Origin of the sequence: Neisseria sp. HMSC70E02 (genome assembly GCF_001838645.1) — a bacterium.
GTDB classification, from domain to species: domain Bacteria; phylum Pseudomonadota; class Gammaproteobacteria; order Burkholderiales; family Neisseriaceae; genus Neisseria; species Neisseria macacae.
In genome coordinates this window covers 38,779-61,038 of record NZ_KV838072.1, presented here as the reverse complement: position 1 = coordinate 61,038, position 22,260 = coordinate 38,779, and the positions used below count along the sequence as shown (strand labels likewise).

The following is a 22,260-nucleotide window of genomic DNA, read 5'->3' as shown; positions in this document are numbered from 1 at the left end:
GTTGAGTATCTTATGGAAGCATTTTTCTCTTCAATACTGGGCGTTGCCATTGCCGAAATCGGCGATAAAACGCAACTGCTCGCTCTTTTCCTTGCCGCACGTTTCGCCCAGAAAAACGCGGTAGTCTCCGGCATCTTCATTGCCACTTTACTGAATCATTTGGTCTCCGCATTTGTCGGCGTATGGCTGGCGGAAACCGTTTCCCCCGATACCGTCAAATGGGCGGTCGGCATCAGCTTCATCGCGGTCGGCTTGTGGCTGCTCCTGCCTGATAAAGATGAAAACCCCGACAGCCGTTGGCTCAAATACGGTGCGTTTGGAGCGACGGTTTTCCTGTTTTTCATGGCGGAAATCGGCGACAAAACCCAAATTGCCACGGTCTTGCTGGCGGCAAAATACCAATCCTTATCCATGGTCGTACTCGGCAGCGTTGCCGGATTGATGTTGGCAACTGTCCCAGTGGTTTATCTGGGCGATATGCTGATGAAAAAAATCCCCGCCAAAGCCGTGCGGATTTCCGCCTGCGTACTGTTTTGCGTATTAGGCGTCATCACTTTGGCGGGCGGCGGCATTATGTTGAAATAGGTCGTCTGAAATGTGGGAAATCTTATTCAGACATCCGGATTTTGTTGCCGTCAACAAACCTTGCGGCGTATCCGTGCATCAGGAAGAGGGCGCAGTCAGCCTGACGCAGACGCTGGCGGCGCAGCTCGGTCTTGAGCAGGTTTGGCTGCTGCACCGCTTGGACAAGCTGACCAGCGGCGTGCTGCTGTTTGCCCTGAACCCGCAAAGCGCGTCGGAGTTGGCGCAGCAATTTGCTGCCAAAACCATGCGTAAAACTTATTTGGCGCTGGCAACGGACAAGCCGTCTAAGAAGCAAGGTTGGATCAAAGGCGATATGGAAAAATCGCGGCGCGGCGCATGGAAACTGACGCGCAGCATGGAAAATCCCGCCGTGACCGAATTTTGCAGCCACAGTTTAGAACCCGGCCTGCGCCTGTTCGTCCTGCATCCGCATACGGGTAAAACCCATCAACTCCGTGTCGCCATGAAAAGCTTAGGCAGTCCGATTTTGGGCGATACGCTCTACGGCGGGAAGCCTGCATCGAGGATGTTCCTTCATGCGTGGAAAATCAAATTCGACTATCAAGGTCAGACGTTTGAAATTGTCGCGTCTTTGAGTGAGGAATGGCCGTTTAGGAATATCGATTTTTTGTGAACATCAAGCCGCCTGAAAACCTGCTGCAACAGCGTTTTCTTTTTAGTTTTTCAAAACGTAAGCCTGACGGTTTGTCGTCTTCTCTTCATGAAAGAGGGCGGCAAACCGTCAGGCTTATTTTTTCAGTCATGTTTGATGTTTGGGTGCGTTAAACAAGGTCGTCGGCAGTTTCAGACGACCTTGGGTTTGAATCCCGCTTAAGCCAACTCTCGGACGAATACTTGCGAATTGCGGCCGTTGGCGAGGTAGTCGCGGCGGCGTTCTTCGGGTAATGCGTCGGGAGAGGTCGTCTGAAAACCGCGTTCGGCAAACCATTCGCCTGTGTGGGTGGAGAGGGCGAACAGGCGGCGGATGCCCATGGCGCGGGCTTTTTGGAAGAGGTGGTCGAGCAGCATTTCGCCGTAGCCGCCGTCGCGGGCTTCGGGGGAGACGACGAGGCAGGCGAGTTCGCCGATTTCGGGGGCGTCGAAAGTTTTGAGGGCGACGCAACCGTAGATGTTGCGGTCGTGTTCGAGAACGGAGAAGCCGGAGATGTGGTTTTCGAGATATTCGCGGCTGCGGTGCAGCAGGATGCCTTGTTCTTCCAGCGGGCGTATCAGGGCGATGATGCGGGGGATGTCGCGGCTGTGGGCTTGGCGGATGGAGACGAAGGAATCGCGGGCGATGGCGGTGCCGCAGCCTTCTCGGGTGAAGAGTTCGCGCAACAGTCCGCCGTCTTCGCGTCCGCTGAGGATTTGAACGCGGCTGACGCCGTTTTCGACGGCGTTGACGGCGGCTTGGAGCAGGCGCACGGGAACGTTGTTTGCGGTTTCTATCAGGTGGCAGACTTCGCCTGAGGACAGGGTGGACATGAGGACGCCGTCGGCGTTGCAAATGCCGGCTTCTTCGGTCAGGTACACGAGTTTTTCGGCTTGAAGGGCGACGGCGACGGCTTCGGCGGCTTCACTCATGCTGAGGTTGAAGGTTTTGCCGCCGTAGGAGTGTCCGAGCGGGCTGATGAGGACGATGGCGCCGTCGTCGAGGCGGCGGTTGATGGAGTCGGTGTCGGTTTTGCGGACGATGCCGGTGTAGCCCATGTCTATGCCGTCAATGACGCCGAGCGGGCGGGCGGTGAGGAAATTGCCCGAAGCGGTGGGAATCGGTTTGTTGCGCAAGGGGGCGGATGCGCTGCTGCACAGGGCGGCTTCGATGTCGCTGCGTATCATGCCGACCGCCTGCTTGGCGTCGCGCAGGGTGGCGTCGTCAGTAATGCGGCGGTTGCGGTGGTATTGCGGAACGAATTGTCTGTCGGCGGCGAGGCGGTTGAGGAAATGGCGCGTGCCGTGTACCAACACGAGCCGCACGCCCAAGCCGGCGAGCAGATGGAAATCGGCGGCGAGCCGGTTCAGGGTGTCGCCTTCGAGCAGGCTGTCGGTGATGCCGATAACCAGTGTTTTGCCGCGCAGGTAGTGGATATAGGGCGCGGCTTCGCGAAAATCGGCGACAAAACCCGGAGATGTGTTCATAGCAAGACCAGATAGAAAAGCTGCATAATGAGGACGGTCAGCGCAACCAGTACCGCCAGCGTCCAGTTGAAGCCTTCTTCGGATTTGGCGGGTTTGGCAGCGGCTGCCGCCATCAGGGCTTGGAACTCTTCAGTCCGCCGTTTTTCTTCTTCTGCCCGACGCTTTTCCTCTTCGGTACGCCGTGCCGCCTCTTCTTTGGCTTTTTTGGCGCGTTCGGCGCTGTCGAGCAGGCTGGCGATTTCGTGGCGGGAGAGTTGTTTGCGGTTGCGGATGTTGCCGCCCATGTCGTGTACGAGGCGGACATCGGTAACGGCATTGGGCAGCGTGTCGGGATTGGCGGGGGCGGAAGACGGCGCCAGGCTGTCTTTGGCTTTGAACAGGCCTTCGCATTTATTGCAAACGACAAAGCCTTGTGCAACGTTGAGCTGGGTGTCTTTGACCCAAAGTGAGGTTTTGCAGTGTGGGCAGATACAGGCGGGCATAGGGGTTTTCCGTGTAAAGTGTGGGATGTGTTGTTTTAATGTGTGTTTGATTTGGGTGGGTCGTCTGAAAAGGGATTGTCCGTCTTCAGACGACCTTTTGTATATCGTATTTTAGGCAACGCCGTAGCGTTCGCGGTAGGCTCTGACCGGCTCGAGGAAGCCGCCGAATTCCGCATTGTTTTGCAGGAGCGTGAACAGGTCGTTCAGATTGGCAATGGCGACGACGGGCAAGCCGTATTGTTTTTCCACTTCCTGAACGGCGGACAATTCGCCCGTGCCTTTTTCCATGCGGTCGAGCGCGATGGCGACGGCGGCGGGCGTTGCGCCTTCCGCCTCAATCAGTTTGACCGATTCGCGCACAGATGTTCCCGCAGAAATCACGTCGTCGATAATCAATACGCGGCCTTTGAGCGGCGCACCGACCAATACGCCGCCTTCGCCGTGGTCTTTGGCTTCCTTGCGGTTGTAGGCAAACGGCACGTTCACGCCCTTTTCCGCCAGCATCATCGCAGTTGCCGCCGCCAAAATAATGCCTTTGTAAGCCGGGCCGAACAGCATGTCGAATTTTACGCCGCTCTCGATAATCGCCTGCGCATAAAACTTCGCCAGTTGCAGCGTCGATGCGCCGTCGTTAAACAGTCCGGCGTTGAAAAAATAAGGCGACTGACGGCCTGCCTTGGTCGTGAATTCACCGAATTTCAATACATTCTGCGCCAGCGCAAACTTGAGGAAATCTTGACGGAAATCGGACATTTTGCTTCTTTCGAAAGATATTGATTTATAAAGGAAGAGATTATAAAGGATTCATGAGGAAAATGCAGGTCGTCTGAAAAAGTGAGTTGATTTGATGCGGTTCCTGCCAATAAATTGTTAACTTAGTCATAATTTAGTTATATTTTGTTTGTAAATTTACTTGAATTAACTATTACATATAGGTCGGCTTATCTTTTTAGTATAAAATGTCTAAGTCATTGATTCAGGTGCATCGCAAGCACAATCAAGACTTGTTCCCGAATACAGAAACTTCGAGATTCAATTTAAAAAAGGATGATACGACATGAAAAAAGTACTTGCATTGATTTGTACAGCAACTTTGGCTGCCTGCGGAGGCGGGGGCGGTGGTGGAAATTCCACTCCTTCTTCACAATCTACGCCTAACGCAGGTCCAAGCAACCCATCAACGTCGCAGAAGCCTGCAACTCCCCCATCAACGACAACTCCTGCAAAACCTGAGACGGGTAAAACGCCTACTGCTCCTAAAACTCCTGCTACTCCGGCGGTTCCTACCGCTGCACAGCAAACAGTTGGCGGTAACAGCATTGCCATCGATAATAGCAATATCAAACACATCCGCGTTGACGGTGTGGATTTCGACTTGACCCAAAGCGGCGGTGTTTCTTTGAATAATTGGAAAGGCAAAGTCCCTGGTTTTATTTCAGGAATTGCATCCGGCGAGCCGAAATCCGTACAGAAATTCTTGGTCAATACCGCTTCAGCAAACGCTACTGCCGGCGTGTTGGAAGTTAACGGCAAAAAACAAGCTTTCTTCAGCGGACACTTTACGCCCGCAGCCGAGCTGCCTAAAGGACAAGTTCATTACAGCACCAGCGTTGCCTCTATGCATAGCGGCGCAAATTACGATATTACCCGCACAGAGTTGACTGCCAATTTTGACAGTAAAAAATTAACAGGCACTATCTCTCGTGATGCTAAATTTGGCGACAACATTGCTGTTAATGCCCAAATTAGCGGCAACAAGTTTGAACAATCCGGTGCGACCCAAGTCAAAGGCGGTTTCTTTGGCAAAAATGCAGCGGAAGTTGCAGGCGGATTCTCTAGCGGCAATACGGTAGGCGCATTCGTCGGCTCGAAGAAATAATCTTCCGGTAAACGGTATTGCAAATAAAGGTCGTCTGAAAACAGGTTTTCTGGTTTCAGACGACCTTTTGCTTTTGTACGCTTTTTAATTTTTTGTATTTGGCTATTATCTGTGTCAAATGGTGACGGCGATATATGGCAGGTTGATACCGAAATTCTCAGCTTCTATCAGATAGATTGATCGAGAAGAGAAGAGGTAGAAAAGGATTCATGAGGAAAATCTAGGTCGTCTGAAGGGGGAGTTGTGGCAAAGTGAAAAGAAGCCAAATCTCGATTTTTCAGACGACCTTTGTATCAACGTTAATCCGACAAAATAAAAACCCCGCAGGGAAGCGGGGTTTCTGGGATGTTTCGATTAAGGCTTAGCGTAGCCGTGTACGCCGTTGTATGGAGAAGGAATCCAGCCTTCATCCACTGCAGGACGTTCGCCTTGACCTTCAATTGTTTGACCCGGGGCAACTTGTTTGGTAACAGTGCTGTGGATTTTCACATCAACGCGACGGTCAGGCTCGATACATGCGATCAAAGCAGCGCGTTTTTTGGCTTTGGATACTTTTTTGCCCAGTTTTGCTACTTCTGCTTCACAAGTAGCAGTCATTTGAGCTTGAGACTCGCCAAGACCTGTAGCGGAAACTTTGCTGGAAGGAACGCCACGACCTACCAAGTAGTTGGCCACTACGTTGGCACGACGCTCAGACAGGTTTTGGTTGTACTCTTCAGAACCCATGAAGTCGGTATGACCTTCGATACGTACGGTTTGTACGTTTTCGTTGCTCAGGCGTTGAGCCAGGCTGTTCAGGTTTTCTTGAGCTTCAGGACGCAGGATGTCTTTGTCGAAGCCGAACAGGGTTTTCGCAGACAGGGAAACAGTTTCGTCAACGTATTCGGGAGCTTGTTGAACTGCGGCTACCGCTTCGCGGTCACCACATTCGACACGACCTTGGGTTTCTTTGTCGAAGTAGCTGTTTTTCCAGCACTCGCCGTAGTTGTTACGGACGACTTCTTGAGATTGGCTGCTTACGGTGTAGCCGTGTTTGGTGTGCGCTTCACTTGCCATTGCAGTGCCTGAAGCAACCAATGCAACGAACAATGCGCTTAATTTCAGCTGTTTGGTCATTTTATTCCCTCATCAAAATTGTTATGCGGCGGATACAGGAAGCAGCCGCAGCAAATTACCAATATACAGGCCGCAGCATAAAACAGCGGCAAATCGGATATATCAGTTTGCACTATAAAGAAGCATGGCACAGACTGTCAATACTCGATGCCTTGATAAAAACATGAAACTGCTTGCCTCCTAATAGTGAATCATGCCTAAAAATCAAGCTTGTGTCATTTATTTATCAGGAAATTCGGGTCTGTTTCTATTTGCAGTTGCGGAAACGCAACAAGAGTTTGCGTGCTGTAAAGACGGTTTTCATAGTTTATATGTATAGTTTTATTGAAAACAAAAACTTCCTTGTGCGTTTTTTGGATGTCCGACAAATCCGGCAAAATATGTTAAATTATGTGCCGCTTGTCGTATAAAACATACAAACACAATACAACCGGACTACCTATGAAATTACAGCAATTGCGGTATGCGTTGGAGGTGTACCGCCATAATTTGAATGTATCTGAGGCTGCGGATGCGCTATTTACTTCGCAACCGGGTATTTCCAAGCAAATCCGCCTTTTGGAAGAAGAACTGGGGGTGCAGATTTTTATACGCAGCGGCAAGCGTGTGGTGTCTGTTTCCCAGCCGGGTAAGGCGGTGTTGGAAATTTCGGAACGGATTTTGCGCGATGTCCAAAATATTAAGAATATCGGCAGCGAGTTTACCGATCACGACAGCGGTGCTCTGACGATTGCGACGACGCATACGCAGGCACGCTATGCGCTGCCTTTGATTGTGGCGGATTTTGTGAAGCGTTATCCGAGGGTCAATCTGACGATCAAGCAGGGGAGTCCTGCTGCTATTGCGCAAATGGTCAGCAATGGTGAGGCGGATATTGCGATTGTGACGGAGCGGATTGACGATCATCCCGAACTGAGCAAGTTGACGTGTGATGAATGGAACCATGCGGTCATCGTGCCGAAAGAGCATCCTTTGTTGGAATGTATGAATCCTTTAAGTATTGAGGATTTGGCTTCGTTTCCCCTGATTACTTACGAATTTGCATTTAATCAGGGCAGCAGTATTGCGCGTGCTTTTAATAAGGCGCATTTGGATAATCCGGATGTGGTGTTGTCGGCAGCGGATACGGATGTTTTGAAGACTTATGTCCGACTGGGGCTTGGGGTCGGGTTGATGGCGAAGATGGCATTTGATCCGGAGAAGGATGCGGATTTGGAATTGGTCGATGCGGCGCATCTGTTTGAGCCTTCGCCCATTTGGATTGCAGTACGCTCGGATACTTATCTTCGCGGTTATACCTACGATTTTATCGAAATGTTCTCGCCGAAGCTGACGCGGGATGTGGTGGACCGTATTCTTTATACGCCGGTGGTCGAAGATTTCTCTATTTGAATTTGGATATGGCAAGAGGTCGTCTGAAAAGCAGAAATGTTTTTCAGACGACCTTTTTTAGTGCGGTTGATATTGGCCGGGTGCTTTGAAATTCAATGTCTTAAGCGCAGGCAAAAAACTGCGGGCAAAAAAAACGCCTCCTGCCGGGAGCTGGCGGAGGCTATCCAAGGAGTTTTAAAAGTAACCCTAAAGAACTATGAAACTAGTCAGAAAGAACTATATTACTAATCTGAACGGTTTGCAAGTTCGTCGAGTGGTTTTAAATTAACTTTACGTCCGAACAATGTTTGGATTTCGGGTTGGTGGCTGATACCGATGACGAGGGTGTCGGGTAAAGCACGTTTGAGGGTTTGCATCAGCGTCAATGCGGATTCGCCGTCGAGCTGGTTGGTGGCTTCGTCGAGGAACAGGATTTGCGGTTTGTGCAGCAGCGCGCGGGCGAGGCTGAGGCGTTGCTGTTCGCCGCCGGAAAGGATGCCGTGCCATTCGTATGGTTCGTCTAAATTATTTTTCAGGCGGCCTAACCCGACTTGTTCCAAGGTCGTCTGAATGATTTGGTCGTCTTGGCAGACGGTGTGGGGATAGCTGACGGTGTGGCGCAGGGTGTCGGCGGGGAGGTAGGGGCGTTGGGGCAGGAAGAGGAGGCTGCCGTCGAGGGCGAAACTGCCTTGATAATACGGCCACAAGCCTGCGAGGGTGCGCAGCAGGGTGGATTTGCCGATGCCGCTTCTGCCTTCGAGCAATACCCATTCGGGGGCGTGGGCTTCGAGGTTGATGTCGGTGAGCAGGGGGCTGCCGGTTTGGGTGTGGACGGTGAGGTTTTGCAGGACGAGGATACCGCTTTGGCGGTGTTTGTTTAAAGTCAGGGCGGGTGCGGACGCTGGGCGGGCGGCGCTTCTGCCTTCTTGTTCTACTTGTTCCAAGGCCGTCTGAAAACCGGAGAGGCGTTCTACGACTGCCGCCCATTCGATGAGGCGGCGGTAGGAGTCGGTAAACCAGCCGAAGCTGTCTTGGACGCGGGCGAACGATGTGCGGGTCTGCATCATGTCGCCGAAGGTCATGGTTTTGGCGAGGTACATGGGCAGGGTGGCGAGGATGGGAATGAAGATGCTGATGCGCACGTAGGTCGCCCAGAAGGTTTCTTGGCGGAATTCGCAGTTGGTGAGCCGCCGCCAGTTGTCGCGGATGCGGAGGTAGCGTTGTTTCAGACGGCCTGTTTCGGCTTCGCCGCCGTTGTAGAAGGCGATTTGTTCGGCGTGGTCGCGCACACGCAGGAGGGCGGCGCGGTAGTCGGCTTCGCGGTGCTGGCGGTCGATGTTGAGGTTTTTAAGTTTGCGGCCGACGAGGTGGGCAATCAGGGTGCTGATGACGGAATAAATCAGGGCAACCCAGACGAGGTAGCCGTGTATGGTGATGTCGCGCCCGCCGATGTTGAAGGTCTGCACGCCGGAGAGCGTCCACAATACGGCGACGAACGCGCTGAATTTGGCAATATTATTGATGAAGGAGCGGAACAGCCCGATGCTTTTGTCGGCGAGCAGATAGATGTCTTCGGCGATGCGCTGGTCGGGGTTGTCGGGTTCACCGGTCAGGCGCAGGCGGTAGTGTTTGTGGCCTTCGAGCCAGTTTTGCTGGAATTGTTCGGTCAGGTGGGTGCGCCAGCGGAAGATGAGGCGTTTTTGCAGCCAGTCGCCGCAGACAATGCAGCCGATAATCATCGCCATGTAGCCGAGGTATTCGACAATGAGCGCGGGCATGGACGCGCCGTCAAACGCAGCGAGCGCGTCGTAGAAGCGTTTGTCCCACGCGGCGATCCAAACGCTGATGGTGATGGAACAAAGGGTGAAGCCGATGAGGACGGCGAGCATCAGCCATTGGATGCGCCCGTGCGCCCCTGTCCAGAAAGGGCGAGCGAGTCGGAAGAATTTTTTGAGGATGTTCATGGATGGTGTGTTGGTACAAATAACGGGAGGTCGTCTGAAAATCCGCAGCGGCGGGATAACGGCATCAGACACGCTATCCGACGCTTTTGTTTCCTGCTGGGTTTCAGACGACCGTTTGCAGATGTTCAAATGAAAATACCGATGCCATCATGTCGGTATGAACGGGCATGACGGCAGGGGCAAGAGGTCGTCTGAAAGCCGGATTGTATTTTCAGACGACCTCGCTTTATAAAATGGCTACATCTTCCACTTGAAGTTCAAGGTTACATTGCGCGGTTGTCCGTAGAAATGTCCTTGGTAGGTAGCGCGGTGGGCGTAACTTTCGTAATAACGTTTGTCGGTCAGGTTGTCGACTTTCAGGCTGAGTTTGGCGTGTTTGGAGGGTTCGTATTGTACGGCTGCATGCCAGACTGCGTAACCGCCCAAATATTGTTTCTCTCCGTCCACCATAATCGGGCTGGATTTGCTTTGGACATTGACACCGCCGCCCACCGTCCATTTGTGCGCCGCGCCGGGCAGGCGGTACAGGGTATTGAGGCGAAAGATATGTCGGGGCGTGTGCTGGCTGAAATCGACCCCGCGACCGTTGCGCTCTGCGGTTTGGGCGGCAGCGGTGGAGGTATAACGTCTTTTGTTGAAGGTGTAGCCCGCAAAAATCTGCCAGTCGTCGGTGATGTTGCCGGCAATTTCGGCATCAATACCGCGGCTTTCCATGCGTACAGGCGTGTAGATGGCGCGGTCGCCGCGTACCCAAGGACGGATATTGCCCGTTGCGAGGTCTTTTCCCAACCATGTGTCTGTGGGTTGGTTGTGTTTTTCGGTTTGAAACAGGGCGAGGGTGGTGTTCAATTTATTGTTGTTCCACGCGCCTTTCCAGCCGATTTCGTAGCTGTTGCCCATTACAGGCGGCAAGAGCTTGTCATTGATGTCGTAATAATCGCCCGATTATTTGAAAATGCTGGTGTAACTTGCATATAGGTTTTGTTGCGGGGTGATGTCGTAGGTAATGCCTGCGTAGGGGATGAAACGGCCTTTTTTATAGTGGCTGTCGGGGGTTTTCATCCATGATAGATATTGTGATTGCCGCCAGCGGCTGTAACTTGTGCCGAGCAGGATGTGCCATTTGTCGGCAATGTTCAGGCGGGTGGCTATGGTCGCCGTGTGAGTATTCGGGACGGTTTGACGCGTTTCGAGCATGCGTGAATTGTTCCAATCGGGTTTGGCGATTTCATCACCCGTCCAAGAAAAAACAGGATAGTTGCCATCTTTCAAGGGTGTGCCTCGCCACATATTGATAAATTTACAAAAAATGCTAGCAAAAAATGCTAGCAAAAAATGCTAGAATAAGCCTTTGATTTTATCAGAGGCTTTTTTGTGAAAAAATTTATTATTTATTCATTGACCACTTTGGCATTATTATCAGGCTGTGCCACCACCAAACCTGTGTTAGATACCTTATCTATGAAGCAAATTCACAGCGCAAATTATGGTGCTTATCCAAGCAATTACCAATCTAGCGTTAGGCAGCATTTGCAAAGAAATTTGTTAGATTATGACAGCGCAAAAATTGAATTTTACATGAAACCTGTCAAAGTGTTTTATACAGTGTTTTATACAACTGCGTTAGCGTTTGATGGTCCTCATTCCGTATTCAAAGGCTCACACAAGGGTAGAGGCTGGGTAGGTTTTCCAGTGTATCTTGCTTGCGTAAATGTCAATGCTAAAAATACATATGGAGTTTACACAGGCTGGCAAACTTATGAATATTACTTTCAAGATGATAAATGGTACACAACTGGTTCAACTGGTTCATCTGGTTCAATCTATACCTGCACGCATGCCGCTCAGAGTAAAGATATTTATGTTATCAATAACGCCGCTAATCAGTTAAAAATTGTGCCGTAAGTGCGTTGAGTGTAAAAATGCCCAAAACTTTGTGCTTTATGCATACCTGTCGCACCGCGCACGACTTCGATGCGGTCGTAAAGTGCGGTATCGGTCAGCTGTTTGGTATCGTGCGGATTGTTGCCGCACATGGTGCAGACGGTCGAATTGACGCCGTCTTCGCTGATTTGAGCGATACTGAAGCCCCTGGATTGAAAGCGGGTTTGGAAACCCTGTTTGTAAATATTCAGCCCTGTGGTGGTTTTCAATGCGTCTTCCAGCGTGGTCGCACCCGAATCATCCATCTGTTTGCGTGTGATAACGCTGACGGATTGCGGCGTGTCTTTGGGCGCAAGCGGCAGACCGGTAGCAGTGGACATGGTAAGTACGGTGTAGCCGTCGCGCGAAGCGATACTGCTTTGCTCGGTTACGGTACGGCGGACTGTTCGACATGTTCCGTCTGATCGGCGGTTTGGGCGGAAAGTTGCAGCGGGACGGCGGCAAGCAGATAGGCATAACGAATCGGATGGTTCATCGCAGCTCCTTCAAGTGGGGATGAAGAGGTTTTTATGGGAAAGGGGTCGTCTGAAAACCCAACGGCGGTTTTCAGACGACCCCTTTCTTTTACAGCAACGGCAACCGTTTCCTGTCTGTCAGAAGCAGGTCGGATAGATTGCCGAATATGATTTGGTTATTGTTTTTTTAATTTTGCTACCGCAGACGGACTACATCTTCCACTTCAGGCTGAACACGGCATTTCGCGGTTCGCCGTAGAAGCTGCCGCTGTTGGCGGCACGGCTGTATTGGTTTTCGTAGTAGCGTTTGTCGGTCAGGTTGTTGACCGCCAGCCCCAGTTGCAGGTTTTTGCTTGGGCGGTATTGGACGTTGGTATTCCAAATGGTGTAGCCGCCTTGCTTGATGGAGCCGTAGGAGTTGGCGGTTTTACTGCTGCTCTTTAAGCCCAGTCCGACCGTCCATTTGCCGTCATCCACCGGCAGGATATAGCTGGTGTAGAGGCGGAACATATGCTTCGGCGTATGGCTGCTGAAGTTGTAGCCTTTTCGGCGCGATTCGACATTATCGCCGACGCTGTTGCGGTTGGTGCTGCGGTTGAAGGTGTAGCCTGCGTAAACCTGCCAACGGTCGGTCAGGCTGCCGGAGATTTCGGCGTCCAAACCGCGGCTGCTTTGATCCAGCGGTTCCCAATAAGGATGTGGCTTGGCATTGACGCGTTGGTTGTTGTTGTCTTTGTCGGTGCGGTAGAGGGCGACAGAAGTATTCAGACGGCCTTCGTTCCATTCGCCTTTCCAGCCGAGTTCGTAGTTGCGTCCCATAATCGGCGGCAGCAGGTTGTCGTTATAGTCGCGGTTCATCGTTTGTTTGAAGATGGACGTATAGGCGGCGTAAACGCTTTGTTTGGGCGTGATGTCGTAAGTGATGCCGGCATAGGGGATGAAGCGGTTGCGTTTGAGCGCGTCGTGCGAACCTGCCACGCCGTCTTTCAGATTCCTGTCCCAGTAATAATCGCGGTGCCAGCTTGTGTAGCGCCCGCCGACGATGACGTGCAGTTTGTCGGTAGGATTGATGCGCGCGCCCAAACCGAAGGCGTGAGTGCGGTAGCTGCCGTTGCCGCCGCGTGACTTGGCGGTATCGGCATTCCAATCGGGTTTGGCTTTTTCGCTGCCGTTGAACGCATCTGCGTTATAGGTACTGCTGTCATCAAACCAGCGGTTGCTTGAGTTCACCTTCTCTTTGGAATAGCTGTGCATGAAGAAGAGATCGTGGCTTTGGCCGAAGGCGAAGATACGGCCGGTCAGGTTGTTTTGGAAAGTAAACTGGCGGCTGTCCGTGTCGTAGCGGTCGAAGCTGTAAGTTTTGCCCAAACCGTCTGTACCGATGCCGTTACCCGTGCCGCCCAGCGTGTAATATTCTTTTAAGCTGTCGCTTTTGCGCCAGTCCAGCTTGCTGCTCAGTTTCCAGTTGTCGTTGAAATAATGTTCAAACTCGGCAAAGAGGTTGTGTTTTTTCAGACGAGCTTCGTTCCAATCTGCGCCGAGATAGCGGCTGCGTTTCCATTCTTTGCCGTCAGTGCGCATGGGCAGGCCGTCGGGGTCGGGCGTTTTGGTTTGGTTGAGATAGCTTGCGCCCCAAGTGAGCTTGCTGTTGTCGCCGATGTCTTTGTCCATCACGCCGTAAAGCAGGATGTCGCGGCCGCCGGATTGGTCTTGGAAGGTTTTGTTGCTGCCAGCCGAGCCGACAAAGCGTCCGCGCAGGCCGTGTTCAGGACTTAAAGCGCCTGACGCGTCAAACGTGCCGCCCACTTTGCCCCATGTGTTGACCGTTAAATCGGCGGAAAGCTGGCGTTTGGAGGTTGGTTTCTTACGGACGGCGTTAATCGTGCCGCCCGGTTCGTTGTTTGCCTGCGTCAGCCCGGCCGCGCCGCGTACCACTTCGATGCGGTCGTACATCGCTATATCGGTTACGCTGGTCGGATCGCCGGACGGACCGCCTAAGCCGAATCCTCCGGGTGAGCCGATTTGAGTGGCAATGCCGTCTTCCTCAAGTTGCTCGATAAAATAGCCGCGCGACATGAAATGCGTGCGCCCACCGCTTTTGAAGACGTTGACGCCCGTGGCGTTTTGCAACGCGCCTTCGAGGCTGGTCACGCCTTGGTCTTCAAGTTGTTTTTTTGTGATGACGCTGACGGATTGGGGAATTTCCCTCGGAGAAAGTACCAATCCCGTAGTCGAGCGCATCGCGGATACGGTGTAGCTGTTTTGATTTTCGGTTCGCAGGCTGCGGTTTTTGCCGACCACATTGACCTGATTTAATTCCACCTGCTGCACTTCTTCAGCGGCTTGAACGGCTTGCGGCAGAGCGGCAAGGCAGAACGCCAAGGTGCTGAGTTTGAAAAGTTTCTCTTTGTTTGTATTGTTCATTTGATTGATTCCAGATAAAGCTGTTGTCGTAAAATGTTTATTTTTATTTGATATTTATAACCATAAAAACTATAAATATTCAAAGTATTATGTTTTTCAGACGACCTGCGTCAGATAAAACGGACGGATTTTATCAAATCCCGGCGGATAAAAAAATGTTGCCGCCGGGCGGAGTACCCAATGGCAACTACTTATCCAAGGTTGCAAAGATAGATATAAGGAACTAGCTGAAAAATAGTTATAAAGAACTATAAATTATCTGTAAAAAATGGCAACCGTTTTTTCAGACGACCTCACGTTTTTTCACATACTCTTGCCATAAGTCAAAATTCTGGCCGGCAATAAAATACCCCTTCTTCTGTTTGGTGGAAGAGGGGGTATCTGCGTATCAGTCAGTTTTATAGTGGATTAACTTTAAACCAGTACGGCGTTACCTCGCCTTAGCTCAAAGAAAACGATTCTCTAAGGTGCTGAAGCACCAAGTGAATCGGTGCCGTACTATCTGTACTGTCTGCGGCTTCGGCGCCTTGTCCTGATTTAAATTTAATCCACTATAGCTTCATTTTCTTACGAACCGTGAAAAGGCGGATTGCCGTGTGACTAGGCAGGTCGTCTGAAAACCGGTCAACGTCTGTTTGGCATCATTATCTTTTGTGTATCCTCTATCCAGTGGATTCATAAAGCTAAAGGTCGTCTGAAAACGGTTTTCAGACGACCTTTGGGTTATTTGCGGTTGGGGTTGATCCATTGCCATTGTTCGCGCAGGGTGTTTTCGAGGGCTTTTTGTTTTTCCTGCGGGCTGTTGAGACCGTCGGTCAGGCGGTTGTAGTCGATGGTGATGGACGGGTTTTGTACTGTGCCTCTGATTTTGAGCGGAATGGGTTTGTTTTGCGGGTTCAGAGCATTGCGGATAAGCAGGTCTTCCGATAGCTCTTGGGTGCTGAGGTCGGTATAGCCGCTGCTGACAACGTGCAGGCTGTCGGAAAAGAGTTCGGTGTTGACATGGCGGCTGATGCCTTTGTCGATTTCGCTGTTGAGGACGAAATGGTGGAAAGGGGTTTTGGGCGGCGGGGTTTGTTGGGTGTTGTCTTTGCTGATGATGCCGTTTTTGAGGATGTTGTCCATGTCGATACCGTGCCATGCGCCTTCGGAGATGTTGAGGGTCAGCATCCCGTTGAGGTTTTTGAGCATTTGCTCGCGGTTGTTGCCTTTGGTGGTCAGGTCGATGACGGCATTGCCGTTGCCGCTGAAGCTGTGGAAACCGAACAGGTCTTGCAGCAAGGGTTGGATTTGTACGCTTTCTGCGTTTTGTTGGAGGTGGTAGGAGAGGGGTGTGGTGTTGGCTATGCTGATGCCGCCCTCGGTACGGCCTCCGTAGAGTCCGGCTTTGAAGTTGCTCAGGGTAATATGTTCGTTATTGGCGGTCAGCCGGGTTTCGACGTTGTCCAATTGGAAGCCGGGCGTTTGGATATTGTTGACCTTGATGCTGGCTTCGATATCGGGGGTGTTGGCGTGATTGAGAAATTTCGGGTAGGGGTCGTCTGAACCGGCTTGAAAGTCTTCCAAGTAGGGGGTGAGGTTGAGTTTTTGCAGGGCGACGCCTGCTTCGAGTCTGGGTTTTTGCTCGGCTTGGGTTTGGTATTTTAAGCTCAAGGCAACGGGTTGGCGGTCGAATGTGCCTTTGAAGCTGCCTTGCCAGTTGCCGGAATCGGTCAGGCTGAAATTTCCGTCGAGCATGCTGATAAAGCGCGGTTGGGGCAGTCGGTTGACGGTGTCCTGCAGGGTGGTAATGCGCAGGCTGTCGGATTGCAATCCGGTTTTTTTCTGCCACAACATGGGGCCACTGACGGTAAAACTGGTTTGGCGCAGTTGGTTTTTGTATCTGCCGTTGAGATCGAAGCTGTCCAGGGTGATGACGCTCGGACGCAGATTGGTTTTGTCGAGTTTGAATGAGCCGTCCCATTGGCTGTCGGGCGAGCCTGCGGTAAAGGCTCCGCTGACGGCATTGAGGCTGAGGTGGTTGTCTTTGAAGATGAGCAGGGGTGCTTGGGCGGTCAAGTGGAGGTTTTGTTGAACGCTGTCTGCGCGCAGGTTGATGTTGCTGACTTGCAGGGTGTGGTTTTGCGTTTGCCAGTCTAAGGCGCTGGTGATATTGATTTTTACCGTGTTTTGGTCGCGGCGGCTCTGCGCTTCAAAGCGGAGCTCGGGAATGCTCCAGTTTGCTGCGTTGGTTTGAAGCAGGCCGTTGCCGTTCCATTCGAGGGGGAACTGCGGGTTGCGGATATTGCCGCCGATTTTGAAACGGCGGCCGTCGGAATCTTCCGAACGGAGGTTGAGGCTGAAGTCTTCGATGGTGTACGGTGTGTTGTCGAGTTTCAGACGCAGGGTGCTGTTTTCTACGACGAGGCGGTTGAGCGTGGCTGTGTTGCGGGGCTGCTGCCAAAGGTCTTGCAGGCTCCATTTGCCGTTTTCGGTGCGTTCGATTGAGACATCTGCGCCTTTAAGCACCCATTTTTCGATAATGGGTGTGTCGTTCCACAGACTGCTCCAGCCGATTCCGATGTTGGTTTCTTTAATGTGGATGGCGGCTTGCGTGCTGTTGGGGTAGGAGATGACGACGTTTTTGAGGGTAAGGGTAGGGCGGGGGAACCAACTGCGCCGGATTTCCGGACTGAAGAGGATGGTGCGTTGGGTTGATTGCAGGGCGGATTGGGTAAGGGTTTCGATGCGTTTGTGTGTGAAGAAGTTGTAAACCGATGCGTATAGTCCGGCTGCGGTGGCGATGACCGCTATGAGGCTGAAGATGAGGAATTTCAGCCAGAATTTTCCGGAGTTTGGCAGAAGGTTCATGGGCTTTTATAAAAATTAAAGTATAAGAGTATAGCACATGCCTTTGGGATGGTTGGTGCGGCAGGATAGAGGGTTGTAAATGGGTATGAATGGTGGTTGCGGGTTTCAGACGACCTGATGGTTTGCTATGCCTTATAAATATGAATGTGGGTGGTTTGCACTTGTCCCTTTGTGTTGAGGTATCGTTTGGATAAAACGTGGCTATATAATGCAAGTTCTATTGGTATGAGGAGGGTATCGATGATTATCGTAATGCGCAAATGGTCGAGTGAGGAATCTGTTCAACGGGTGGTGGATACGATTCGCAGCCGTGGCTTGCGGGAACATATTTCGCGTGGCGAAGAAAGGACGATTATCGGCGCGCTGGGCGACGAGCGGGTCTTCCATTCCAATGAATTGGCGCGGCTGCCTGATGTGGAACGCGTGTTCCGGGTTTTGAACGATTGGAAAATCATCAGCCGGGAGGGGCAGCCTGAAGACAGCAAGATTTCGATACGGGGCGTGTTGTTTGGCGGCGAGAAGGTTTTGGATATTGTGGCGGATATCAATCGGATTGAGGATGCGGATGCGGGATTTGTCGATCCGTTTTATCTGTCGGCACGGCCTTATGCGGAAATGGACAACGGGAGCGAAAAGGCGAGAATCCAACTGATGCAGCAGGATATTCGGCGGTTTCATGAACAGGGAAAACCGATTTTGGTGCGTATCCGCGATGTGCGTCAGATTGATGAGGCTTTGAAGGCGCAGGCAGACGTTTTGTATCTGGGCGGAGAGCTGATGGGGAATCGGGTCTTGTTGGATGAAGTGGGTCGTCTGAATACGCCGGTAGTGTTGTGTAAGGATAAGCATCATCGGGTTGATGATTGGCTGGCGGCTGCCGAACACATCGCTTTGCGCGGCAATCACCATATTATCTTGGGCGAGGCGGGGACTTTGAGTTTCGAGCCGGAACATGCTTATCGTTTGGATGTGGATGCGATTGTCAGGGTGCGGCAAACCTGTCATCTGCCGGTGATCGCGAACATCACGCGGTTGTGGCACAACGATATGCCGCAACATATCTTATATCGGTTGGCGCAGGCTGCCGGTGTTAATGGGATTGTCGGTTCCGGGGTGGATTGATATTTCAGTTTTTAACTGAATTTTGGCATAAAGTGCTGTTGCGTGGATTGGGCGTATATCTGCCTTATTTTGTTATCGAGTTTTCAAGGCGGTTTTTGAAGCCGGATAATGGGATGGTAGATATACCCTGTCTTGCAACGGGATTTTTATGGCGTTTGGGATATGGATATTGCTTAATCAGGCGTCAGGACAGAGTTATTAAAACCGTAGATAAAAAAAACCATTCATACCAAGGGAGAAGTATGAATGGCCAATACATTGCGGGAAAACGTCTTACTTGCTGCACCGCCCAAAAGGGATAAAAGAGCGGTGTGTGTCAGCGATTTGAATTCTAGCAGCATTAGTATTAAATGCTGTTAAGAAGTGAAATCTTTTGAATAAATTGCGCGAAAACTCCGATAGGCGTTAATTTATTGAGATAAGCGGTATTAAATTTGTTGTATTTTAAATTTCATATGTCATATTTTTACAACAACCATTTCAGAAGGTCGTCTGAAAAGCTATTTTTCAGACGACCTTTTTGTATATGAGGCATACCAAGATGCGTAGCAATGGCATTTTAATCCCATCGGGCAAAATGCCACTATTGCCGCTATCCGTCGATTTGCCCGCTGTTGGTAGGAAGGAAGTGGGTGCAGAACCGCCATTCGTGTACCGCTTGATCATCGATATAGGCGTTAGGTTTGGGTAAAAATGCTTGGAAACATTCCGATATGCCCAATTCTTCTGCGCTGCGACGGGCGTAGTCGGCTCCTCCGCTGCTCCAGAGGTAAAGCATATGTCCGTTTTCATGCAGGCTGCGGACTTGGCGGATGACTTCGGGCATGGGAATGCGCGTACTGCCTACGCTTCTGACAAGGGTGTCGTCCACATCAATGAAAATAACGGAAGGTCTGTTCATCAGGTTGATTGCTTCAAAATGGGTGGGTTGATGTCAAAAAGGTCGTCTGAAAAACCTTTTCATATTTTCTATCGTTGTTTTGTTCAATCTAGTGCTGCCTTTGTTAAAACGGGTTTATTGATTCTCCCGTATCCATTTTTCCCAACGCTCGAACAGGGCGGGTTGCAGGGCGGCGATGACGGAGCGTTTGAAAACATGTTCGCCGCTCCAGAAGTCGTCGCCTTCCAAAGTGGACAGGTTGCCGCCTGCTTCTTCGAAAATCAGCGCACCGGCGGCGTAGTCCCACAGTTTTTGCCCGCCGTGGACGTAAACGTCGTAGCGTCCGCTGGCGAGGTAGCACCAGTCGAGTGTGCTGCTGCCCATGCTGCGGATGGTGCCGAATGGGGCGAGCGTGCTCATGCGGCTGGTGAGTTTGCCGGAGCGCAGGTATTTGATTTCGACGCCTGCGATGGCTTCGCTGAGTTTTTTATCGACGGTGCGCAGGGGCAGTGGTGTGCCGTTAAGGTATGCGCCTTTGCCGCGTTCGGCGTAGAAGCATTCGCCGCTGACGGGGTTGTAGATGATGCCGAGCTCGGCGCGGCCGTTTTTGACGAAGGCGACGGAAACGGCGAAATGGGGCAGTCCGTTGACGAAGTTGTTGGTGCCGTCTATGGGGTCGACGACCCACAGCCCGTCGGTATACGCGTGCAGTTTCCAAAGGGTGGTTTGTTCTTGTACGCTCATTTCTTCGCCGAGCATGGGGCTGTCGATCAACAAGGGCAGGGCGGCGGCGAAGGCGGTTTGGGCGGCAAGGTCGGCTTCGCTGAGCATGGAGCCGTCTTCTTTGCGGTGCGACGGGGTATTCAGGAAGCGCGGCATGACTTCGGTTTGCGCGATGTGCCGGACGACTTTTTGCAATCGGTGTAACACTTTTTGTCCTTGTTTTTGCGGTTGGGGTGCGAAATCGTATAATCGCGTTATTATATCCGTTTTCACTTGAAGAACCATGTCCAGATTTTATCTGCCTGATGCTTTATATGCGGGGCAAGTCGTTGAACTGCCTGATAATGTTGTGCGTCATTTAAATGTTTTGCGCGTGCGCTGCGGGGAGGAGGTCGTTTTGTTTAACGGCAACGGCAGGGCGTATCCTGCGCGCTTGGATGTTTTGGAGAAACGCCGCGCCTGTGCGGAAGTGTTGCGCGAGGAGGAGACGGACAATGAGTCGCCGCTGAAAATCACGCTGGTGCAGTCGGTATCGAGTGGCGAACGTATGGATTTTACTTTGCAGAAAAGCGTGGAACTGGGTGTAGTCGCGATTCAGCCGGTGATCAGCGAACGCTGCGTCGTGCGCCTGAGCGGAGAGCGGGCGGATAAACGGGTGGCGCGTTGGCAGGAAATTGTGGTGTCCGCTTGTGAACAGAGCGGCAGGAATATCGTGCCGGAGGTGCGCCCGCTGCTGCCTTACCGCGAGGCTTTGAAACAGATGTCGTCTGAAACGACCAAGCTGTTGATGAGTTTGAACCGCGCCCAGAGTTTGCGTACCGTCAAGCCGTTTTCAGACGACCTGATTTTTATGGTCGGGCCGGAAGGCGGCTGGACGGACGAGGAGGAGCGGTTGGCGTTTGAGGCGGGATTCCAGTCGGTAACGCTGGGCAAGCGGGTGTTGCGGACGGAAACCGCTTCTCTGGCTGCGATTGCGGCGATGCAGACGCTTTGGGGGGATTTTGTGTAACCGAGGTCGTCTGAAAACGGGATGGGAAGCGTAAATCCCTAGATGGTTTGAAAAGTAAATTTTATTGAAATCATGGATTTAGATTTGTTTTTCAAGCCATTGCCCGCTTTACCTGTTTTACGTCTTCGCGGCGTTGGGCAATTCATCCGTTTTCGCTTACAATAGCCGATTATCCGAATCAACGCTCAAAGGCCTTCACATGCAATACGCCAAAATTTTAGGTACCGGCAGCTATCTTCCCGCCAACCGCGTCAGCAACGACGATTTGGCGAAAAAAGTCGATACGTCCGACGAGTGGATTACCACCCGTACCGGCATCAAGTTTCGCCATATTGCAGACGAAGGCGAAAAAACCAGCGACCTTGCCGCCGAAGCATCGCGCCGCGCGCTGGTTGCTGCCGGTGTCGCTGCCGATGAAATCGATTTGATTATCGTGGCGACTGCTACCCCCGATATGCAGTTCCCGTCCACCGCGACTATCGTTCAACAAAAGCTCGGCATAGAAAACGGTTGCCCCGCATTTGACGTGCAGGCGGTCTGCGCGGGCTTTATGTACGCCCTGTCCACCGCCAACGCCTACATCAAAAGCGGCATGGCGAAAAAGGCTTTGGTCATCGGCGCGGAAACGTTCAGCCGCATCGTGGATTGGAACGACCGCACGACCTGCGTTTTGTTTGGCGACGGCGCAGGCGCAGTAGTATTAGGCGCGTCCGACGAAGCGGGCATCATCCACAGCAAACTCAAAGCTGACGGCAACTATCTCGACCTGCTCAACGTGCCCGGTCAAATCGCCAACGGGCAAGTTTGCGGCTCGCCCTACGTCAAAATGGACGGGCCGGGCGTGTTTAAATTCGCGGTCAAAATGCTCGCAAAAATCGCCGACGAAGTCATCAGCGAAGCAGGTTATACCCCCGATCAAATCGACTGGCTCGTGCCGCACCAAGCCAATAAACGCATCATCGACTCCACCGCCAAACACTTGGGTCTGGATATGGAAAAAGTCATCCTGACCGTACAGGAACACGGCAACACATCCGCCGCTTCCATCCCGCTCGCGCTGGACGCCGGTATTCAAAACGGTCAAATCAAGCGCGGACAAAACCTGTTGCTCGAAGGCATAGGTGGCGGCTTCGCGTGGGGCGCGGTGTTGGTGAAATACTGATTTTTTGTCCGTTTGAAACTTAAGAGGTCGTCTGAAACTGCGTTGGTGCGGTTTCAGACGACCTTTTTGATAGGGAAGCCGGGATTCGTATTTTGAGGGCCGGGTTAGTTGTTCATAGTGAATTAACTTTAAATCAGGACAAGGCGACGAAGCCG

The 22,260-nt window shown here is 51.9% G+C and carries 20 protein-coding genes and 1 pseudogene; 10 read left to right on the top strand and 11 right to left on the bottom strand.

All coding sequences use genetic code 11. The annotated features are described in order from the left end of the window. The first annotated feature begins 12 nt into the window (after positions 1-12). The 3 genes from HMPREF3277_RS02360 to HMPREF3277_RS13395 are packed head-to-tail and all read left to right on the top strand — an operon-like array spanning position 13 to position 1,371. Positions 13-585, top strand: a complete 573-nt coding sequence (locus tag HMPREF3277_RS02360; RefSeq protein WP_009310986.1) for a TMEM165/GDT1 family protein — start codon at positions 13-15, stop codon at positions 583-585. A gap of 10 nt (positions 586-595) precedes the next feature. Continuing rightward, the gene (locus HMPREF3277_RS02355) at positions 596-1,219 is read left to right on the top strand and encodes a TIGR01621 family pseudouridine synthase (protein WP_070869924.1); all 624 of its coding nucleotides are present in this window, start codon (positions 596-598) and stop codon (positions 1,217-1,219) included. Continuing rightward, positions 1,216-1,371 carry a pyrazinamidase/nicotinamidase gene (locus HMPREF3277_RS13395; RefSeq protein WP_246830750.1) on the top strand — a complete coding sequence of 52 codons (156 nt, stop codon included), beginning with the start codon at positions 1,216-1,218 and terminating at the stop codon, positions 1,369-1,371. Before HMPREF3277_RS02355 ends, HMPREF3277_RS13395 begins: the two co-directional genes overlap by 4 nt. Before the next feature lie 45 nt (positions 1,372-1,416). Here the strand turns inward: HMPREF3277_RS13395 and argA are convergent, their stop codons facing one another. The 3 genes from argA to pyrE form a co-directional block, all read right to left on the bottom strand. Further along, positions 1,417-2,724 carry an amino-acid N-acetyltransferase gene (gene argA / locus HMPREF3277_RS02350; RefSeq protein ID WP_070869923.1) on the bottom strand — a complete coding sequence of 436 codons (1,308 nt, stop codon included), beginning with the start codon at positions 2,722-2,724 and terminating at the stop codon, positions 1,417-1,419. Beyond that, positions 2,721-3,206: an MJ0042-type zinc finger domain-containing protein gene (locus tag HMPREF3277_RS02345; RefSeq protein WP_003759233.1), complete on the bottom strand. Its 486-nt coding sequence runs from the start codon at positions 3,204-3,206 to the stop codon at positions 2,721-2,723. The genes argA and HMPREF3277_RS02345 overlap by 4 nt, the downstream gene beginning before the upstream one ends. A 111-nt stretch (positions 3,207-3,317) precedes the next feature. Then, positions 3,318-3,959 (bottom strand): orotate phosphoribosyltransferase, encoded by a 642-nt coding sequence (gene pyrE, locus HMPREF3277_RS02340; protein WP_003741470.1) that lies wholly within the window; start codon positions 3,957-3,959, stop codon positions 3,318-3,320. Between the two features lie 304 nt (positions 3,960-4,263). Here pyrE and HMPREF3277_RS15565 point away from each other — a divergent pair, with 304 nt between their 5' ends. Next, positions 4,264-5,085 (top strand): transferrin-binding protein-like solute binding protein, encoded by an 822-nt coding sequence (locus HMPREF3277_RS15565; RefSeq protein ID WP_246830749.1) that lies wholly within the window; start codon positions 4,264-4,266, stop codon positions 5,083-5,085. A gap of 354 nt (positions 5,086-5,439) precedes the next feature. Here the strand turns inward: HMPREF3277_RS15565 and HMPREF3277_RS02330 are convergent, their stop codons facing one another. Further along, positions 5,440-6,201, bottom strand: a complete 762-nt coding sequence (locus HMPREF3277_RS02330) for an OmpA family protein (RefSeq protein WP_070869921.1) — start codon at positions 6,199-6,201, stop codon at positions 5,440-5,442. Between the two features lie 441 nt (positions 6,202-6,642). Between HMPREF3277_RS02330 and HMPREF3277_RS02325 the strand changes: the two genes are divergently transcribed. Then, a complete protein-coding gene (locus HMPREF3277_RS02325) occupies positions 6,643-7,593 on the top strand; it encodes a CysB family HTH-type transcriptional regulator (protein WP_003759222.1) in 951 nt (316 codons plus the stop codon). A gap of 224 nt (positions 7,594-7,817) precedes the next feature. Here the strand turns inward: HMPREF3277_RS02325 and HMPREF3277_RS02315 are convergent, their stop codons facing one another. Next, entirely contained in the window at positions 7,818-9,536 is a 1,719-nt protein-coding gene (locus HMPREF3277_RS02315; protein WP_070869919.1) for an ABC transporter ATP-binding protein/permease, read from the bottom strand. Between HMPREF3277_RS02315 and HMPREF3277_RS15700 the strand changes: the two genes are divergently transcribed. After that, on the top strand, positions 9,535-9,669 hold the full coding sequence (locus HMPREF3277_RS15700) for a hypothetical protein (protein ID WP_283127066.1): 135 nt from the start codon (positions 9,535-9,537) through the stop codon (positions 9,667-9,669). The genes HMPREF3277_RS02315 and HMPREF3277_RS15700 overlap by 2 nt on opposite strands. Before the next feature lie 104 nt (positions 9,670-9,773). Here the strand turns inward: HMPREF3277_RS15700 and HMPREF3277_RS02310 are convergent. Next, positions 9,774-10,733, bottom strand: a pseudogene (locus HMPREF3277_RS02310) (TonB-dependent receptor). A gap of 177 nt (positions 10,734-10,910) precedes the next feature. Between HMPREF3277_RS02310 and HMPREF3277_RS14380 the strand changes: the two are divergent. Continuing rightward, positions 10,911-11,441 carry a hypothetical protein gene (locus HMPREF3277_RS14380; RefSeq protein ID WP_141765167.1) on the top strand — a complete coding sequence of 177 codons (531 nt, stop codon included), beginning with the start codon at positions 10,911-10,913 and terminating at the stop codon, positions 11,439-11,441. On the opposite strand, the gene HMPREF3277_RS02300 is transcribed toward HMPREF3277_RS14380, so the two are convergent. From HMPREF3277_RS02300 to HMPREF3277_RS02290, 3 genes are all read right to left on the bottom strand, one after another. Next, complete coding sequence (locus tag HMPREF3277_RS02300; RefSeq protein WP_070869918.1) at positions 11,420-11,800, bottom strand: TonB-dependent receptor plug domain-containing protein; 381 nt, start codon at positions 11,798-11,800, stop codon at positions 11,420-11,422. The genes HMPREF3277_RS14380 and HMPREF3277_RS02300 overlap by 22 nt on opposite strands. Before the next feature lie 345 nt (positions 11,801-12,145). Continuing rightward, positions 12,146-14,359: a TonB-dependent siderophore receptor gene (locus HMPREF3277_RS02295; protein ID WP_070869917.1), complete on the bottom strand. Its 2,214-nt coding sequence runs from the start codon at positions 14,357-14,359 to the stop codon at positions 12,146-12,148. Between the two features lie 723 nt (positions 14,360-15,082). Beyond that, positions 15,083-17,209 (bottom strand): AsmA family protein, encoded by a 2,127-nt coding sequence (locus HMPREF3277_RS02290; protein ID WP_070869916.1) that lies wholly within the window; start codon positions 17,207-17,209, stop codon positions 15,083-15,085. 240 nt (positions 17,210-17,449) lie between these two features. On the opposite strand from HMPREF3277_RS02290, the gene HMPREF3277_RS02285 reads away from it, so the two are divergent. Beyond that, on the top strand, positions 17,450-18,331 hold the full coding sequence (locus tag HMPREF3277_RS02285; protein WP_070869915.1) for a chorismate mutase: 882 nt from the start codon (positions 17,450-17,452) through the stop codon (positions 18,329-18,331). Between the two features lie 592 nt (positions 18,332-18,923). Here HMPREF3277_RS02285 and HMPREF3277_RS02280 read toward each other — a convergent pair. Both HMPREF3277_RS02280 and HMPREF3277_RS02275 read right to left on the bottom strand, forming a co-directional pair. Next, on the bottom strand, positions 18,924-19,232 hold the full coding sequence (locus HMPREF3277_RS02280) for a DUF705 domain-containing protein (protein ID WP_003756612.1): 309 nt from the start codon (positions 19,230-19,232) through the stop codon (positions 18,924-18,926). A 114-nt stretch (positions 19,233-19,346) separates the two neighbouring features. Next, the gene (locus HMPREF3277_RS02275) at positions 19,347-20,141 is read right to left on the bottom strand and encodes an inositol monophosphatase family protein (protein ID WP_070869938.1); all 795 of its coding nucleotides are present in this window, start codon (positions 20,139-20,141) and stop codon (positions 19,347-19,349) included. A gap of 76 nt (positions 20,142-20,217) precedes the next feature. Here HMPREF3277_RS02275 and HMPREF3277_RS02270 point away from each other — a divergent pair, with 76 nt between their 5' ends. Both HMPREF3277_RS02270 and HMPREF3277_RS02265 read left to right on the top strand, forming a co-directional pair. Beyond that, complete coding sequence (locus HMPREF3277_RS02270) at positions 20,218-20,943, top strand: 16S rRNA (uracil(1498)-N(3))-methyltransferase (protein WP_070869914.1); 726 nt, start codon at positions 20,218-20,220, stop codon at positions 20,941-20,943. 199 nt (positions 20,944-21,142) lie between these two features. Then, entirely contained in the window at positions 21,143-22,105 is a 963-nt protein-coding gene (locus tag HMPREF3277_RS02265; protein ID WP_070869913.1) for a beta-ketoacyl-ACP synthase III, read from the top strand. Positions 22,106-22,260: the final 155 nt, after the last annotated feature.

Excerpts from the sequence above, each read along its gene's own strand:
- HMPREF3277_RS02360 (WP_009310986.1), top strand. The coding sequence starts at position 13 with ATGGAAGCATTTTTCTCTTCAATACTGGGCGTTGCCATTGCCGAAATC.
- HMPREF3277_RS02355 (WP_070869924.1), top strand. The coding sequence starts at position 596 with ATGTGGGAAATCTTATTCAGACATCCGGATTTTGTTGCCGTCAACAAA.
- argA (WP_070869923.1), bottom strand. The coding sequence starts at position 2,724 with ATGAACACATCTCCGGGTTTTGTCGCCGATTTTCGCGAAGCCGCGCCC.
- HMPREF3277_RS02345 (WP_003759233.1), bottom strand. The coding sequence starts at position 3,206 with ATGCCCGCCTGTATCTGCCCACACTGCAAAACCTCACTTTGGGTCAAA.
- pyrE (WP_003741470.1), bottom strand. The coding sequence starts at position 3,959 with ATGTCCGATTTCCGTCAAGATTTCCTCAAGTTTGCGCTGGCGCAGAAT.
- HMPREF3277_RS15565 (WP_246830749.1), top strand. The coding sequence starts at position 4,264 with ATGAAAAAAGTACTTGCATTGATTTGTACAGCAACTTTGGCTGCCTGC.
- HMPREF3277_RS02330 (WP_070869921.1), bottom strand. The coding sequence starts at position 6,201 with ATGACCAAACAGCTGAAATTAAGCGCATTGTTCGTTGCATTGGTTGCT.
- HMPREF3277_RS02325 (WP_003759222.1), top strand. The coding sequence starts at position 6,643 with ATGAAATTACAGCAATTGCGGTATGCGTTGGAGGTGTACCGCCATAAT.
- HMPREF3277_RS15700 (WP_283127066.1), top strand. The coding sequence starts at position 9,535 with ATGGATGGTGTGTTGGTACAAATAACGGGAGGTCGTCTGAAAATCCGC.
- HMPREF3277_RS02315 (WP_070869919.1), bottom strand. The coding sequence starts at position 9,536 with ATGAACATCCTCAAAAAATTCTTCCGACTCGCTCGCCCTTTCTGGACA.
- HMPREF3277_RS02300 (WP_070869918.1), bottom strand. The coding sequence starts at position 11,800 with ATGTCCACTGCTACCGGTCTGCCGCTTGCGCCCAAAGACACGCCGCAA.
- HMPREF3277_RS02295 (WP_070869917.1), bottom strand. The coding sequence starts at position 14,359 with ATGAACAATACAAACAAAGAGAAACTTTTCAAACTCAGCACCTTGGCG.
- HMPREF3277_RS02290 (WP_070869916.1), bottom strand. The coding sequence starts at position 17,209 with ATGAACCTTCTGCCAAACTCCGGAAAATTCTGGCTGAAATTCCTCATC.
- HMPREF3277_RS02285 (WP_070869915.1), top strand. The coding sequence starts at position 17,450 with ATGATTATCGTAATGCGCAAATGGTCGAGTGAGGAATCTGTTCAACGG.
- HMPREF3277_RS02280 (WP_003756612.1), bottom strand. The coding sequence starts at position 19,232 with ATGAACAGACCTTCCGTTATTTTCATTGATGTGGACGACACCCTTGTC.
- HMPREF3277_RS02270 (WP_070869914.1), top strand. The coding sequence starts at position 20,218 with ATGTCCAGATTTTATCTGCCTGATGCTTTATATGCGGGGCAAGTCGTT.
- HMPREF3277_RS02265 (WP_070869913.1), top strand. The coding sequence starts at position 21,143 with ATGCAATACGCCAAAATTTTAGGTACCGGCAGCTATCTTCCCGCCAAC.